13 protein-coding genes are annotated in these 15,255 nt (G+C 72.5%); 9 read left to right on the plus strand and 4 right to left on the minus strand.

What is annotated here, in order from left to right; translation table 11 throughout:
- Window positions 1-27: 27 nt before the first annotated feature.
- Window positions 28-1,776, minus strand: a complete 1,749-nt coding sequence (locus J2S55_RS09205; protein ID WP_306858745.1) for a gamma-glutamyltransferase family protein — start codon at window positions 1,774-1,776, stop codon at window positions 28-30.
- 130 nt (window positions 1,777-1,906) lie between these two features.
- Between J2S55_RS09205 and J2S55_RS09210 the strand changes: the two genes are divergently transcribed.
- From J2S55_RS09210 to J2S55_RS09220, 3 genes are all read left to right on the plus strand, one after another.
- The gene (locus J2S55_RS09210) at window positions 1,907-3,028 is read left to right on the plus strand and encodes a sensor histidine kinase (RefSeq protein WP_306858747.1); all 1,122 of its coding nucleotides are present in this window, start codon (window positions 1,907-1,909) and stop codon (window positions 3,026-3,028) included.
- Window positions 3,025-3,672 carry a response regulator transcription factor gene (locus tag J2S55_RS09215; RefSeq protein ID WP_306858749.1) on the plus strand — a complete coding sequence of 216 codons (648 nt, stop codon included), beginning with the start codon at window positions 3,025-3,027 and terminating at the stop codon, window positions 3,670-3,672. Before J2S55_RS09210 ends, J2S55_RS09215 begins: the two co-directional genes overlap by 4 nt.
- 139 nt (window positions 3,673-3,811) lie before the next feature.
- Complete coding sequence (locus J2S55_RS09220) at window positions 3,812-5,260, plus strand: tetratricopeptide repeat protein (protein ID WP_306858751.1); 1,449 nt, start codon at window positions 3,812-3,814, stop codon at window positions 5,258-5,260.
- A gap of 138 nt (window positions 5,261-5,398) precedes the next feature.
- On the opposite strand, the gene ald is transcribed toward J2S55_RS09220, so the two are convergent.
- Entirely contained in the window at window positions 5,399-6,514 is a 1,116-nt protein-coding gene (ald, locus tag J2S55_RS09225) for an alanine dehydrogenase (RefSeq protein ID WP_306858753.1), read from the minus strand.
- A gap of 106 nt (window positions 6,515-6,620) precedes the next feature.
- On the minus strand, window positions 6,621-8,015 hold the full coding sequence (locus tag J2S55_RS09230; protein WP_306858755.1) for an aspartate aminotransferase family protein: 1,395 nt from the start codon (window positions 8,013-8,015) through the stop codon (window positions 6,621-6,623).
- Window positions 8,016-8,295: 280 nt separating this feature from the next.
- On the opposite strand from J2S55_RS09230, the gene J2S55_RS09235 reads away from it, so the two are divergent.
- From J2S55_RS09235 to J2S55_RS09250, 4 genes are all read left to right on the plus strand, one after another.
- Window positions 8,296-9,642 (plus strand): M20/M25/M40 family metallo-hydrolase, encoded by a 1,347-nt coding sequence (locus J2S55_RS09235; protein WP_306858757.1) that lies wholly within the window; start codon window positions 8,296-8,298, stop codon window positions 9,640-9,642.
- 325 nt (window positions 9,643-9,967) lie between these two features.
- The gene (locus J2S55_RS09240; protein ID WP_306858759.1) at window positions 9,968-10,909 is read left to right on the plus strand and encodes an ATP-binding cassette domain-containing protein; all 942 of its coding nucleotides are present in this window, start codon (window positions 9,968-9,970) and stop codon (window positions 10,907-10,909) included.
- Window positions 10,906-13,185 carry a YhgE/Pip family protein gene (locus J2S55_RS09245; RefSeq protein ID WP_306858761.1) on the plus strand — a complete coding sequence of 760 codons (2,280 nt, stop codon included), beginning with the start codon at window positions 10,906-10,908 and terminating at the stop codon, window positions 13,183-13,185. Before J2S55_RS09240 ends, J2S55_RS09245 begins: the two co-directional genes overlap by 4 nt.
- Window positions 13,186-13,199: 14 nt before the next feature.
- Window positions 13,200-13,955 (plus strand): TetR/AcrR family transcriptional regulator, encoded by a 756-nt coding sequence (locus tag J2S55_RS09250; protein ID WP_306858763.1) that lies wholly within the window; start codon window positions 13,200-13,202, stop codon window positions 13,953-13,955.
- A gap of 170 nt (window positions 13,956-14,125) precedes the next feature.
- On the opposite strand, the gene J2S55_RS09255 is transcribed toward J2S55_RS09250, so the two are convergent.
- Complete coding sequence (locus J2S55_RS09255; protein WP_306858765.1) at window positions 14,126-14,263, minus strand: hypothetical protein; 138 nt, start codon at window positions 14,261-14,263, stop codon at window positions 14,126-14,128.
- A gap of 241 nt (window positions 14,264-14,504) precedes the next feature.
- Here J2S55_RS09255 and J2S55_RS09260 point away from each other — a divergent pair, with 241 nt between their 5' ends.
- Both J2S55_RS09260 and J2S55_RS09265 read left to right on the plus strand, forming a co-directional pair.
- Entirely contained in the window at window positions 14,505-14,843 is a 339-nt protein-coding gene (locus tag J2S55_RS09260) for an ArsR/SmtB family transcription factor (protein WP_306858767.1), read from the plus strand.
- Window positions 14,840-15,058, plus strand: a complete 219-nt coding sequence (locus tag J2S55_RS09265; protein ID WP_306858769.1) for a hypothetical protein — start codon at window positions 14,840-14,842, stop codon at window positions 15,056-15,058. The genes J2S55_RS09260 and J2S55_RS09265 overlap by 4 nt, the downstream gene beginning before the upstream one ends.
- Window positions 15,059-15,255: the final 197 nt, after the last annotated feature.

A 15,255-nucleotide genomic window follows, 5' to 3' on the forward strand; every position in this document is an offset into this window, starting at 1 on the left:
CGGCCCGCCGCGGGCACGCGAGGAGGGCTACCGGTGCCCGCTCACCACCAGGGCACTGCCGCCGCCCCTGCGGGTGGGCTCGGCGACGGCCTGGAGCCTCCCGTGGCGGAGGAACTCGACGGCGGTGGCCGCGCCGATCTCGGGATTCAGCACGAGGCTGTGTCCCCTGGCGGCGAGCTCGGCGCCGTAGCGGTCGATGAATCCCTGCTCGGCCTGGGTCTGGGCGGTGTTGCGCTGGGTGGCCCGGGGGGCGGCCAGCGCGTCCGGCAGCGACATGCCGAGGTCCCACCGGTTGACCAGGATCTGCAGCACGGTGGTGATGATCGTGGAGCCGCCCGGCGAGCCCAGCGCGAGCAGCGGCCGGTCCCCGGCCAGGACGATCGTCGGGGCCATCGAGGAGCGGGGGCGCTTGCCGGGCCCGGGCAGGTTGGGGTCGCCCGGGGCCGGGCCGAAGGTGAAGTCGGTCAGCTCGTTGTTGAGCAGGAAGCCCCGGCCGGGGACGACGATGCCGTTGCCGCCGGTGGACTCGATGGTGATGTTGTAGGCGACCACGCCGCCCCAGCGGTCGGTCACGACCAGGTGGGTGGTCTCCGGTCCCTCGGCGGGCGTCTGCGCGGACTGCGCCGGGGTCGCGGCCGCGCACGGCCCGTAGGCGCCGTCGGGCTCTCCCGCCGGGGCCGGATGGGCCATCGCCCGCTCGCCGACCAGGCAGGCGCGCTCCTTGGCGAACCCGTCGGACAGCAGCTCCTTCAGCGGCACGCCCGGGATGTCGCCGACATACTTGCCACGGTCGGCGAACGACAGCCGCGAAGCCTCCAGATACTCGTGCACGCCGACCTCGGGGAGGGCCTCCAGGATGTTGAGCGCCTCACCGACCGTCGAGCCGCCCGAGGACGGGGGCGCCATACCGTACACGTCCATGCCCTTGTAGGTCATCTTCGTGGGCGGCCGTTCGAGCGCCCGGTAGGCCCGCAGGTCCGACAGCTCCATCAGGCCGGGCCGCACGTTGCGGGTGGCGCCGGGCGTGACCGGCGGCCGCTTCACCGTGGCCACGATCTCCGAGCCGAGCCGCCCGCCGTACAGCCAGCCGCCGCCCTCCTTGCCGAGCCGGCGGTAGGTGTCGGCGAGCTCGGGGTTGCGGAAGGTGGTGCCGACCGCCGGCGGGGCGCCGCCGGGGAGGTAGAGCTTGGCGGTGGAGGTGAAGTCCTTGAACCGGGCCGCGTTGGCGGCGGTCTGGTCGTGGAAGGTCTGGTCGACGGTGAACCCCTCGGAGGCGACCCTGATCGCGGGCCGGAGCGCCTGCCCGAGCGAGAGCGTGCCGAAACGGCGCAGGGCCAGCTCCCACTGGGCCACGCTGCCCGGCACCCCCGCCGACAGCCCGCTGGTGACCGCCTCGTCGAACGCGACGCCCTCCAGGGAGGAGGCGGTCATCGCCTGGGGCGCCGTCTCCCGGCCGTCGATCGTGTGGACCTTCCTGTGCCGGGCGTCGTAGTAGAGGAGGAACCCGCCCCCGGCCAGCCCGGCCGAGTAGGGTTCGGTCACGCCCAGCGTGGCCGCCGCCGCGACCGCCGCGTCGACCGCGTTGCCGCCCCGGCGCAGCACCTCCAGCGCGGCCTTGCTCGCGTCCAGGTCGACGGTCGAGACCGCTCCGCCGTATCCCTCGGCGACGGGCTCCTTCTTCACCGGCGGCGGAGACGCCGCCACCGGCTGCGCGTACAGGATGGAACCACCGGCCAGGATCCCGGCGAGCGGCACGGCTAAGCGACGAGCGATCATGATGGCCTCCCACAGACAGCTTGTCTCAGCTCGCCTGCCCTGTCAGCCCCTCCGATACCACCGGTGACGTAGTGCCCGCTGCCCCGCAGGGCGGATGTGCCGCTCAGCGGGCGGACATAGGGTTCTGGACGTGCGTGCCAAACTCCGCTGGGTCGACCCGATGCTCCCGCTGTTCATGGCGGTCCTTCAGGTCACGACGACCTGGGGCGCCCAGTGGAACCAGCCCGACCGCGTCCAGGTGGACGCGGTCGGCGTCGCGCTGCTGGTGGCCGGGCCGCTCGCGCTGGCCGTACGGCGCCACCACCCGGTGCTCACCCTGATCGCCACCCTGGCCGTGACCTTCGTGTTCATCGCCCGGGGCCACGCCTACGGCCCGATCTTCTTCAGCCCGGTCATCGCGTTCTACAACGCCGTCGTCCTCGGCCACCGGCGCGTCGTCTGGGCGTTCTCGGCCGCGGCCTACGTGTTCTTCGTCGTCTACACGACCTGGCTGGCCCCCGTCCCCAGCCCCGGCCTGTGGCACATGTTCGCGATAGCGGCGGTCATCGGGGTCATCCTGGCGCTGGGCGAGTTCGTCCGGGCCAGGAGGGAGCGGCTGGCCGAGCACGAGCGGGTGGTGCAGGAGGAGGCCCGGCGGCAGGCCAGCGACGAGCGGCTGACCATGGCCCAGGAGCTGCACGACGTGCTCGCGCACAACATCTCCCTCATCCATGTCCAGGCCTCCACCGCGCTGCACCTGATCGACGACCAGCCCGAGCAGGCCCGCACCGCGCTCACCACGATCAAACAGGCCTCCAAGGACGTGCTGACCGAGATGCGCTCGGTGCTCAGCGTGCTCCGCGACGGCGCGCCCCGCTCCCCCACGGCCGGGATGGAACGGCTGGAGGAGCTCATCGAGCGCAGCGGGCTGCCGGTCACCCGGCGGGTCACCGGCCAGGTCAGGGCGTTGCCGCCGGGAGTGGACCGGGCCGGCTACCGCATCGTCCAGGAGGCGCTGACCAACGTCACGCGGCACGCGCCGGGCTCCACGGCCGCCGTCCTGCTGGAGTACGGCCCCCGCGAACTGCTGATCCGGGTCACCGACTCCGGCGGCGGGCCCCCCGGAGAGAGTCTGGGCGGCGGGAACGGCATCCCCGGCATGCGGGAGCGGGCGGCCGCCCTCGGCGGCTCGCTGACCGCCGAGCGCCATGGACAGGGCTTCCGCGTCGAGGCGCGGCTGCCGATCCCGGAGATCCCGGAGGGACGGGAATGATCAAGATCGTCCTCGCCGACGACCAGGCCCTGGTCAGGGCCGGGTTCCGGGCCCTGCTCGACGCGCAGCCGGGGATGACCGTGGTGGCCGAGGCCGCCGACGGCGCCCAGGCCGTACGGCTGGCCGCCGAGCACGAGCCCGACGTGGTGCTGATGGACATCCGGATGCCGGGCATGGACGGCCTGACCGCCACCCGGGAGATGCCCCCGGGGCCGAAGATCATCATTCTGACGACCTTCGAGCTCGACGAATACCTCTTCGAGGCGCTCCGTAACGGCGCCAGCGGCTTCCTGGTCAAGGACACCGAGCCGGCCGAGCTGATCCAGGCCGTCCGCGTCGTCGCCGACGGCGACGCCCTGCTCTCCCCCGGCGTCACGCGCCGCCTGATCTCCGAGTACGCCAGCCGCGCCAAGCGGCCCCACCCCTCCCAGGACCTGAACCTGCTCACCGACCGCGAGCGGGAGGTCCTGACGCTGGTCGGCACGGGCATGACCAACGACGAGATCGCCGCGAAGCTCTTCATGAGCCCGGCCACCGCCAAGACCCACGTCAGCCGCACCATGATGAAACTGCACGCCCGTGACCGGGCCCAACTCGTCGTCATCGCCTACGAGTCAGGGCTGGTCCGCCCCGGCTGGGTCTGACACGCCCGCGCCGCTCCGAGCGGACGCCGGCGCCGAGGGGCGGGGGCGGGCGGGCGCGCGAGGACAGGCAAGTCCGTGATTACGCTCCGCCATCGCGCCGTCACGTGTCACCCTGTGCATTGTCAACGAGGAGGACGACATGGGGTGGTGGCAGGGGGGCCGGCAGCCGCCTGATGACTCGCCACCCGCCCCCCGGCACGCCGGGCACAGCGCCGACGGCGAGGCCGAGCTGCTGCTGGCCGCGCACGGCGGCGACGCGCAGGCCGCGCACCTGCTCGGCCGTCACTTCACACAGCGGGGCGACCGTTCGGCGGCGCGGCACTGGTGGGAGCGGGCGGCGGCCGGGGGCAACATGGACAGCGCCTACAACCTGGGCGTCTGGCACGAGAAGCACGGCAGCCTGGCGGAGGCCGTGAGGTGGTACGGACTGGCCGCGGCCACCGGCGACGCCGAGGCGGCGGCCAACCTGGCGACGCTCCTGCTCGAACAGCGCGGCGACGTGCCCGCCGCGCGGCGGTGGTTCGAGACGGCCGCCCGGGCGGGCTCCCGCCCGGCCGCCCGGCGGCTCGCGCTGATCTGCGAGGACGGCGGCGAGCCGGAGGCCGCCGTCGAGTGGCACCGGCGGGCCGCGCTGGCGGGCGACCTGGCCTCCGCGCATGACCTGGGACTGCTGGCCTACGCGTCCGGCCAGGACGACGAGACGCTGCGCTGGTGGGACCTCGCCGCCCGGGGCGGCCACGCCGACGCGGCCTACCACCTGGGGCTGTTCCTGCGGGCCAACCAGGATCCGGAGGGCGCCGAGGCGTTCTACCGGCTGGCCGCCGGGGCCGAGCACCCCGGGGCCGCCTCGCAGCTCGGCGGGATCGCGCTGTCCCGGGGGGACCTGCGCACCGCCCGCGCCTGGTTCGAGCGGGCCGCCCACGCCGGGCGGATCGACGACCAGCGGACCGCCGGGTTCGTGTGCGTGGAGCTGAGCGACCCACGGGCGGCCAGCCACTGGTTCGGCAGGGCGGCGGCCGGCGGGGATCCGGAGGCCGCCTTCAACTACGGCCTGCTGCTCATCGCCGAGCACGACGACCTGCGGGGCGGCCGGCACTGGTTCCGCCGGGCGGCGCTGGCCGGGCACCCCCGGGCGGCGGCCGAGCTCGCCTCGCTGCTGTCGGCGACCGGTGCCGCCGGTGAGGACGAGCGGTGGCTGGGTGAGGACGAGCGGTGGCTGTCGGACCCGCCGCCCCCGATCTGGGATCGGGCCGCCGAGCCCGAGCTCGTCGCCCGCGCGGAGCTGGCCGCCGCCGCGGCGGCCCGGAGCGGCTCCCCGCTGCGGGTCGGCGACCTGACAGAGATCCTCGGCACCTGGGACCTGGTCACCCGGCCGCTGCTCGACCACGCCGACGTCACGGCCTGGCTGACCGGGCAGAGCGGCCTGCGTCCGGCGGCGGTCGAGCACCTGGCCTCGGTCCGGGCCGCGCTGCTGCGTCCCGGCAGCGCCCCCTGGCCGGCCGCCACCGAGGTCGAGCACGTCCTGGCCACCGCCCGTGACCTGCGGGCCCGGCTGGGGTCGCGGCCCCAGGCCCCGAGAGGGCGCTGAGACCGCGGACCGCGTGAGAGCGGGCCTGCCCGCTCTCACGCGAGACGGCCGGGAAAGAAGCGACCCCATGACCACAAACGTGATCATGGGGTCGCCCGCCGACCGGGCGGAGGGCGGGAGTGAGCCCGCGGACCGGGTCTAGGCGGCGATGACCTGGGAGACCGGCACGTACGGCAGGTCGAGGGCGAGCGCGACCTGGTCGTTGGTGAGCTCACCCGCGTGGGTGTTGAGGCCCAGCGCGAGGGCGGGGTCCTGCTGGAGCGCCGACTTCCAGCCCAGGCCGGCCAGCTTGACCGCGTAGGGCAGCGTCGCGTTGGTCAGCGCGTAGGTGGAGGTGTTGGCCACCGAACCGGGCATGTTGGCCACGCAGTAGAAGATCGAGTTGTGGACCTGGTAGGTCGGTTCGGCGTGCGTGGTCGGCCGGGAGTCCTCGAAGCAGCCGCCCTGGTCGATGGCGATGTCGACGAGCACGGAGCCCGGCTTCATACGGGAGACCAGGTCGTTGGAGACGAGGGTCGGGGCCTTGGCGCCCGGGATCAGCACCGCGCCGATGACCAGGTCGGCCTCCAGGACCTCCTTCTCGATCGCGTAGGAGGTCGAGACGAGGGTCTTCAGACGGCCCTGGTAGATGGCGTCGATGGAGCGCAGGCGGTCGACGTTGAGGTCGAGGACCGTGACGTCGGCGCCCATGCCGACCGCGATCTGCGCCGCGTTGAGGCCGGAGACGCCGCCGCCGATGACGACGACCTTGGCCGGGGCCACGCCGGGCACGCCGCCGGGCAGCACGCCCCGGCCGCCGTTGAAGCGCATCAGGTTGTAGGCGCCGACCTGCGGGGCCAGGCGGCCCGCGACCTCCGACATCGGGGCCAGCAGCGGCAGGGTGTTGCCGACCTGGACGGTCTCGTAGGCGATGCCGGTGATCTGCTGCTTGAGCAGGGCGTCGGCGCACTCGCGGCCGGCGGCCAGGTGCAGGTAGGTGAAGAGCACCTGCCCGGCGCGCATGCGGTGGTACTCCTCCGCGATCGGTTCCTTCACCTTGAGGATCATGTCGGCCTCGCCCCACACCTCGTCGGCGGTGTCGAGGATCTTGGCGCCGGCGAAGAGGTAGTCCTCGTCGGGGAGGTGGGAGCCGAGGCCAGCGCCACGCTGGACGTAGACGTCGTGGCCGTGACGGACCAGTTCGTGCACGCCTGCCGGGGTGGCGGCGACACGGTACTCGTGGTTCTTGACCTCGGCGGGCACGCCGATTTTCATCAGGGTTCCTTTCGGAGTTTCAACGGGGTGGCGAAGCACGGGTCGAACGGGCTCGGGCATGGGCGGGCCGTGCACGGCTCCGGAGGGGCCGTGCACGGCGGCGCGCTCACAGCCGGGACCAGGCCTCCGTCAGCACGGAGCGGAGAATCGACTCGATCTCGTCGAACTCCTTGGGGCCGCAGATCAGCGGCGGGGCGAGCTGGATCACGGGGTCCCCGCGGTCGTCGGCGCGGCAGTACAGGCCCGCGTCGTAGAGGGCCTTGGACAGGAAGCCGCGCAGCAGACGCTCGGACTCGTCCGCGTTGAAGGTCTCCTTGGTCGCCTTGTCCTTGACGAGCTCGATGCCCCAGAAGAAGCCGGAGCCGCGCACGTCGCCGACGATCGGCAGGTCGCGGAGGCGCTCAAGGGTGGAGCGGAAGACCGGCTCGTTGCGGGTCACGTGGCCGAGCAGGTCCTCGCGCTCGAACAGGTCGAGGTTGGCCAGGGCGACCGCGGCGGAGACGGGGTGGCCGCCGAAGGTGTAGCCGTGGGCGAACATCTCGGTGCCGTTGCTGAACGGCTCGAACAGCCGGTCCGAGGCGATCATGGCGCCGATCGGCGAGTAACCGCTGGTCATGCCCTTGGCGCAGGTGATGATGTCGGGGACGTAGTCGAACTTCTGCCCGCCGAACATGGTGCCGAGGCGGCCGAAGGCGCAGATGACCTCGTCGGAGACGAGCAGGACGTCATACTCGTCGCAGATCTCGCGCAGGCGCTGGAAGTAACCGGGCGGCGGCGGGAAGCAGCCGCCGGCGTTCTGCACCGGCTCGACGAAGACGGCGGCCACGGTGTCCGGGCCCTCCATCTCGATGGCGCGGGCGACGCGCTCGGCGGCCCAGTAGCCGTACTCCTCCGGGGTCATGCCGGCGACGCCGGTGATCTCGTCGGCGCGGTAGTGGTTGGTGTTCGGCACCCGGACCGAACCCGGGACCAGCGGCTCGAACATCTGCTTGAAGGCCGGGATACCGGTGATCGACAGGGCGCCCTGCGGGGTGCCGTGATAGGCGATCTGGCGGCTGATGACCTTGTGCTTGAGCGGCTTGCCGGTCAGCTTGAAGTACTGCTTGGCGAGCTTCCACGCGCTCTCGACGGCTTCGCCGCCGCCGGTGGTGAAGAAGACCCGGTTGAGGTCTCCGGGGGTCTCGGCGGCCAGGCGCTGGGCCAGCTCGACGGCCTTCGGGTGCGCGTAGGACCAGAGCGGGAAGAACGCCAGCTCCTGGGCCTGCTTGGCGGCGGCCTCGGCCAGCTCGCTGCGGCCGTGCCCCGCCTGGACCACGAACAGTCCGGCGAGACCGTCAAGGTAGCGCTTGCCGTGCACGTCGTAGATGTATGCGCCCTCACCACGCACGATCATCGGGACTTCGACGCTCCTGTCGGAGCTGTGCCGACTGAAGTGCATCCACAGGTTGTCCTGCGCGGCCCGCATGAGCGAGGCCACGTCGGTGTTTTCAGGGTGGGTCATGGCTATCTTCCCTCGGTGGTCTGAGCTCCCCACAGTCTGCATGCCCGGAGAACGTCTTGCCAAGTGAAAACGTGGCAATAGAGTGCAAGAACTTCGGAATCCGCAAAACAGGTAGGTAACAACAACGAAATCCGCGACCAGACTTTGGGAGTGTCCGGATCTTGCGCCGCCCTCGACCCCACCCGGCGGGGCCGCGGTGTGCTGGAATCAGGGTGAAACACGGTCGCCCGCCGACTGTGATCAAATAGGACGACCACATATTGAGATGCGAGGGAACGTCGTGACTCCTGACGAGATCGAGGGCGCCGTCGCCGCGGGCCTGCCCCAGGCGGTCGAAGACCTCAAGCGGCTCGTCGCCATCCCCTCGGTGGCCTTCCCCGGCCATCCGGAGGAGCCGGTGCGCGCGGCCGCCGCGGCGACCGAGGAGCTGCTGCGCAGCGCCGGCCTGCCGCACGTCCGGCAGATCCCGGTGGAGGGGAGCTTCCCCGCCGTGTTCGCCGAGGCCCCGGCCCCGCCCGGCGCGCCGACCGTGCTGCTCTACGCGCACTACGACGTGCAGCCCGCGGGCGACCCCGCGCTGTGGCGCACGCCGGCCTTCGAGCCGACGGAGATCGACGGCGCCATCTACGGCCGCGGCGCCGCCGACGACAAGTCCGGCGTCATCTCCCACGTCGCCGCGCTCCGCGCCTTCCGGGGCGACTTCCCGGTGGGCATCAAGGTGATCATCGAGGGCCAGGAGGAATACGCCGGGGAGCGCCTGGAGACCTTCGTCGAGCAGAACCCCGAGCTGCTCCGCGCCGACGCGATCATCGTCGCCGACTGCGGCAACCCGAGCGTGGGCGACCCGGCGGTGACCACCTCGCTGCGCGGCATGGGCGCCTTCACCATCGAGGTGCGCACCCTGAAGGATTCGCTGCACAGCGGCTCGTTCGGCGGCGCCGCCCCGGACGCCCTCGCGGCGCTGATCCGGATGCTGGCCGCCCTCCACGACGACCACGGCGACATCCGCGTCCCCGGCCTGCCGCGCGGCACCTTCCTCGGCTCCGGCCCCTCGGAGGAGGAGTTCCGGGCCACCGCGGGCGTGCTCGACGGCGTCTCGCTGGTCGGCTCCGGCTCGCTGGCCGACCGGCTCTGGGCCTCCTACTCCGTCACGGTCACCGGCCTGGACGTGCCGACCGTCTCCGGCGCCATCAACGCGGTCCAGGCGGTCGCCCGCGCCCGGGTGACGGTGCGCGTGCCTCCGGCGGGCGACCCGAAGACGACCGTGGAGGCCGTGGTCGACTTCCTGCGGCAGGTCGCCCCGTGGGGCGTCGAGGTGCACGTCACCGACCACGTGCTGGGCTCCGGCTACCTCGCCGACTCCGGCGGCGCCGCCCGCGCCGCGCTGAACCGGGCGATGGAGCGCGCCTTCGGCCGCCCGCCGCGCGACGTCGGCGCCGGCGGCTCGATCCCGCTGGTCTCCACGCTCGTCAAGCAGTTCCCCGCCGCCTCGATCCTGCTGTTCGGCGCCGAGGACGACGACGCCTCGATCCACGCTCCCAACGAGCGGGTCAACGTCGAGGAACTGCGCCGCACGGCCCTCGCCGAGGCGCTCTTCCTCCAGGAGTACGGCTCCGCGACGGTCTAGCCAGGCGATCCGCAGGACCCGTCCCACCCGTCAAGACCGGGGGGCGGGTCCTTCCGCGTTGCCGCGGGCCGCCCGTCTCGTCGACGTGGGTGGCGCCCGGCCATGGACACGGTCCCCGCGGCCGGATCACCTCGTGGATCCGGTGCGAGCCGCCGGCGCTGACGTGGTCCGTAGAAGACCGGAGGTGCTCGACCACCCGGCAGGCCCCCTCAGCTGAGCGGCCGCTTTCCGTGAGAATCGACACCTTTGCCGGGCCGGTCACCCGCGGGATACCTCGCGTGATATTTTTGCACTGACCGGTCAGTTCAAAATTTCGGAGGGTGCGGTGTTCCAGGGGGTCGGGGTGCGCGCGGTCGGTCTGTCCCTCAAGGGCGAGCACGGATGGGTCTACCGCGACGTCGGCCTCGCGGCCGAGCCGGGCAGCCTCACCGCCGTCACCGGACAGGCGGGCAGCGGGCGGACGAGCCTGCTGCTGACCCTGGCCGGACGGATGAGACCCACCGACGGCACGCTCACCGTGGGGCGGTACGGCAAGCCGCGGGCGATCCGGCGCGTCGCCGCGCTCGGCCTGGTGGACGGGGTCAACGACCTGGAGAAGGCGCTGACGGTCCGCGAGCACCTGCACGAGCGGTCACCGGGCATGTTCTGGGGCAGACGGCAGGAGTCACGGGCCGCGACCGCGCTGGCCCTGGCCGGTCTGGAGCTGTCCCCCGGCGACCGCACCCTCATCCGCGACCTGGGCCGGGAGGAGCGGGTGCGGCTCGGGATCGCACTCGCGCTGCTCGACACCCCGGGGCTGCTGATCCTCGACAACGTGGACACCGGCCTCGCCCAGGACCGCCAGGAGGCGCTCTGGGCGACGCTGGGTGAGCTGGGCGCCCTGGGCCTGACCGTCATCGCGGCCTGCACGGAGAGCGAGCGGGCGGCGGTCCGCCTGCCCTCCGGGAATCCCGCGGAGTCCACGGACTCCGGGGGCTCCGGGGGCTCCGGGGATTCCGCGGACTCCACGGAGTCCGGGGAACCCGGGAACGCGACGGACTCCGGCGAACCGCGGGACGCGACGGACGGACCGGACGGCGGCCACCCGGCGCACTCCGGACCGGACCCGGACGGGCCGGAGGCCGTACCGGCCGTCACCGGGTCCACGGCCCCGCCGGATCCCGAAGGACCCGGATCCGTTCCTGACGCCGAAAAGCCTGCGGGGGCCGGCGGACAGGACGGGGAGAGCATGGCGCGGACCGTAACGAGCGAGGAGAGGGACCGATGAGATCGTTGCGGCTGGGACGGCTGGAGCTGCGGCGGTTCACCCGGTCGCGGCTGACCCGGGCGGCACTGGCGGGCGTGGTGATGCTGCCGCTGCTGTACGCCGGGCTGTACCTGTGGTCGTTCTGGGACCCGCAGGGCAACCTCGAGAACATCCCGGTGGCGCTGGTCGTGGAGGACAGGCCCGCGACCGTCGACGGCAAGACGGTCGACGCGGGCCGCGAGCTGGCCGACGAGTTGCGTGAGCGCAAGGTCCTGGGCTGGCACACGGTCGACGCCCGGCAGGCCGCCGACGGCGTGAACGACGGCAGCTTCTACCTGTCCCTGACCATCCCCGCCGACTTCAGCGCCCGGCTGGCCTCGCCCTCCGGCGACGGCACGCCGACCCCCGCCGAGCTCGGGGTGCGGGTCGACACCGGCCGCAGTTACATCATGGGAACGATCTCCGACGCGGTGTTCACCGAGGTCAAGGACGCGGCGGGCCGTACCGCGCTGAAGGACTACTGGGACAACGTCTTCGTGTCCTTCGGCGAGCTGCACGACGCCACCGCCAAGGCCGCCGACGGGGCGGACGATCTGCACGACGGTACGGCGAAGGCCGGAAAGGGCGCGTCCACCCTGAACGCCGGCCTCGGCCAGGCCAAGGCCGGCACCCACCAGCTCACCGTGGGCCTGGGCAGCGCCAACACCGCCACCGGCCGGCTGTCGGCCGGGGCGGACAAGCTGACCGGAGGCCTGGGCCAGGCGGAGAGCGGCTCACGCAAGCTGGGCCAGGGACTGGCGAAGCTGGAGAAGGGCGCCAAGCAGGTCGCCGACGGCAACGCGCAGGTCTACAAGCAGGTCCACGCCCAGGTGTCGAAGATCAACGAGGTGGCCGACGAGGTCGTCCCGGTGCTGCGGGAGAACGGGGCGCGGCTGCAGTCGCTCGCGGAGGCCGTCGAGCGGGGCGCCGGCCTGGTCGCCGACGGCGCGGGAGCGCTGCCCGGCGGGATCAAGCAGGGGGCGGAACAGGCCCAGCAGCAGGCGCAGCAGTTGCAGAGCTGGCTGGACGGCAATCCGGACGCCGACCCGCGGCTGCGGGCCATCGCCGAACGTCTCACCCGGTCCACCCAGGAGGTGGCCACCGGGCTGGAGGGCGCCGCCGGCGACGGCAGCGGCGCCGCGGCCCAGTTGCAGCGGGACGCCCGCCGGATCGCGGAGGTCGCGGGCCGCACGGCGGAGGTCGCGCCCACCGCGGGCCAGCAGCTCGACCAGGCCAGGGACAAGATCAATCAACTGGACGAGGGGCTCGGCAAGCTGGCCGACGGCTCGGCGAAGCTCCACGCGGGCCTCGGTGACGCGGCGGACGCCAACGGGAAGATCACTTCTGGGATCTCCCAGCTCGGCGACGGCTCCGCGCAGCTCAGCCGGGGGCTGACCCAGCTCGGCGGCGGCATCGTCAAGCTGAGCGACGGCGCGGCCAGGGTGGACAGCGGGGTGGGCCGCCTGCACGAGGGCGCCGGGGAGCTCACCACCGGTATCGGCAAGCTGACGGACGGGTCCAGGAAACTGAGCGACAAGCTCGGGGACGGCGCCGAGCAGATCCCGGACTACGGCAAGGGCGAGCGCGCCGACCGGAGCGAGATGATGAGCGAGCCGGTCAAGCTGGCCAACCAGGTCGCCAACGAGGTGCCCAACTACGGCACCGGGTTCGCGCCCTTCTTCGTCCCGCTGGCCCTGTGGGTCGGCGCGATGGTGAGCTACATGGTGCTGCGCCCGCTCAACCCCCGTCTCCTCGCCGGTACGGCTCCCGCCTGGCGGATCGCGGTGGCCGGCTGGCTGCCGGGACTGGTCCTGGGCGCCGCCCAGGTGGGCGTGCTGATGGCGGTGATCAGGTTCGCGCTCGGCATGGAGGCCGCGCACTGGGCCGGGATCGCCGGGATCCTGCTTCTCACCGTGGCGGCGTTCCTGGCGGTCGTGCAGGCGGTCAACGCCCTGCTCGGCGCGCCGGGACGGGTCGTGGTGCTGGCACTGCTGATGCTCCAGCTGACCTCGGCCGCCGGGACCTATCCGATCGAGACCTCGCCGGGCTTCTTCCAGACGATCTCACCGTGGCTCCCGATGAGCTGGGTGGTCAGCGCGCTGCGGCGGCTGATCAGCGGCGGCGACCTCACGGTGGTCTGGCAGGCCGGCGGGGTGCTGGCGCTGACCGCCGCGCTGGGCCTGAGCCTGACCGTCTACGCCGTGCACAAGGGGCGCACCTGGTCGATGCGGCGCCTCCACCCCGAGCTGGCACTGTGACTACGGTTACCCCCATGACACAGCAGCGGGCCGGGGCCGGGAGCGTGGACACGGGCGCGGAACAGGACCGGCGAGGGCCCGGGGCGGGCACGGCCACGGGCACGGAGCGGGACCGGCGAGAGCCTGCCCCGGACACCGGCGCGGGCGCGGAACGGGACCGGCGAGGGCCCGGGGCGGGCGCGGCCGTGAGGAAGGGAGACGGCCGCCGGGCCGAGACGAGGCTCAGGCTGTTCACGGCGGCCGTGGAGGTGATCGCCGAGCAGGGCTACACCGCCGCCACGGTGGACGCGATCGCCGAACGGGCCGGTGTCGCCAAGGGCACCGTGTTCTACAACTTCGGCAGCAAGGAGGCGCTCTTCGCCGCGCTGCTCGAACACGGGATCCAGCGGCTGGCCGACGCGCTGGGCGAGGCGGACACCGGGCAGGCCGCGCTCGACACCCTCGACTCGGTGGTCATGGCGCAGCTGCGGTTCTTCGAGGAGTACGGCGCGTTCGCCCGGGTGCTGCTCGCCGAGATGTGGCGCACCGCCTGGCAGGACGCGGTGGCCAGGCTGCGCGAGCAGGCGCTGGGGGTCTACGCGGGGGCGCTGCGCCGGGCGGTGGCCGAGGGCGTGGTCCGGGAGGACCTGGATGTGGAGACCGCGGCGACGGCCGTGTTCGGCATGGTGCTGACCGTCTCGATCGAGCGCCGGGCGCTCCACCCCGACCGCCCGATCGAGCAGCTCCACGCCACGCTCGTCGATCTCCTCCACAGACGGGTGTCCGGCTAGAGGGGTGTCCGGCTAGAGGACCGGCGCGGATCCGCTGCGCGGCGCCTGCGCCGGCCCGAGAGTCCGGGCCGATGTCAGTCCTGGTCGGCGTCAGTCCTGGTCGGCGTCAGTCCTGGCCGGCGTCAGTCCTGGTCGGCGTCAGTCCTGGCCGATGTCAGTCCTGGCCGGCGTCAGTCCTGGTCGGCGTCAGCCGGGAGCTGCGAGACTCCCCGGCTCCTGGTGGAGGGCTCGGCCCGGCTGCTGGTGGAGGGCTCGGCGGCACGACGATTCTCGCCCCTGCCCTTGACGGCGTCGTAGGCCCGCGCCATGCGATCCCGCCTTCACAGACATCCGCTCACCCCGCAGGCCAGCGGCTACCAGGAGGTGTCCTGGCCGCGTCTCCTGCGATCCCCGGAGACCCCGGAGACGCCGGAGGCACCTGGAGCACCGCCGTCCCGGCACGTCGTGCCCCACCGCATCGGCCACCGCCCGTCAGGCGGTCGCCGAGGTGGTTTGACGATGAGGATTCCACCTGTCAGTCTTATATTACAGGTGGAAGGTCGATACGCTGTGGATGGGATTCTGACCAGTGAGAAGCTGCTGGCGCTGCTCGCCGCCATCGGCCACCCACTCCGACTACGGATCATCGCCGAGCTGTCCGGCGGCCGGGTGCATGTCAGCGAGCTGGCCCGGCGGCTCGGCATATCTCGGCCGCTGCTCTACATGCATCTTGAGCGGATGGAGAAGGCGGGCCTGGTCGCCGGCGATCTGGAGCTGTCGGCGGACGGCAAGGCGATGAAGTATTTCGAGCTGGTGCCGTTCGACGTGCGCCTGACAGCGGACACGGTCCTCGGCGCACTGCGAGCGGACGGACAGGAAGGCCCCGACGTGCAGGAGACCCGGAGATGAAAGAAGTCGTCCTCCCCCTCGGGATCATCCTGATCCTCACCGTCGGCGCCGTGGTGGGCTTCATCGCCTGCTTCCGGCTTCACCGGGCGGCGATGTCGGAGTATCGGGAGGTCACCGAGCTGACGGCGCGGAACCAGGAGCAGCTCAACACCCGGCTCGCCGAGTTGACGGCACGGGTCTCCGCTGTGGAGCAGATCCTGCGGAGCGTCGGATGAGTCTTCGCGTCCCATGACGCCATCACACCGCCTCAGGCGGTGACAGGCCCGGGGCGGCGAGCGGCAACTCGCCACCCCGGGAAACGAAAGTCGCGCGACCACGCCGCAATCGGCGTGCCTTCGAACGCACGACCTCCAAAGAAAGGAGAGCAGCTCATGCTGCTCCAATGCAAATCCCTCCATGGGCGGATCGGACC

This window comes from Streptosporangium brasiliense (assembly GCF_030811595.1).
Taxonomy (GTDB): Bacteria; Actinomycetota; Actinomycetes; order Streptosporangiales; family Streptosporangiaceae; genus Streptosporangium; species Streptosporangium brasiliense.

Bases quoted from the DNA above. Each gene is read 5' to 3' on its own strand.
- J2S55_RS09205 (WP_306858745.1), bottom strand. From the start codon at position 1,776: ATGATCGCTCGTCGCTTAGCCGTGCCGCTCGCCGGGATCCTGGCCGGT.
- J2S55_RS09215 (WP_306858749.1), top strand. From the start codon at position 3,025: ATGATCAAGATCGTCCTCGCCGACGACCAGGCCCTGGTCAGGGCCGGG.
- J2S55_RS09220 (WP_306858751.1), top strand. From the start codon at position 3,812: ATGGGGTGGTGGCAGGGGGGCCGGCAGCCGCCTGATGACTCGCCACCC.
- ald (WP_306858753.1), bottom strand. From the start codon at position 6,514: ATGAAAATCGGCGTGCCCGCCGAGGTCAAGAACCACGAGTACCGTGTC.
- J2S55_RS09230 (WP_306858755.1), bottom strand. From the start codon at position 8,015: ATGACCCACCCTGAAAACACCGACGTGGCCTCGCTCATGCGGGCCGCG.
- J2S55_RS09245 (WP_306858761.1), top strand. From the start codon at position 10,906: ATGAGATCGTTGCGGCTGGGACGGCTGGAGCTGCGGCGGTTCACCCGG.
- J2S55_RS09250 (WP_306858763.1), top strand. From the start codon at position 13,200: ATGACACAGCAGCGGGCCGGGGCCGGGAGCGTGGACACGGGCGCGGAA.
- J2S55_RS09255 (WP_306858765.1), bottom strand. From the start codon at position 14,263: ATGGCGCGGGCCTACGACGCCGTCAAGGGCAGGGGCGAGAATCGTCGT.
- J2S55_RS09265 (WP_306858769.1), top strand. From the start codon at position 14,840: ATGAAAGAAGTCGTCCTCCCCCTCGGGATCATCCTGATCCTCACCGTC.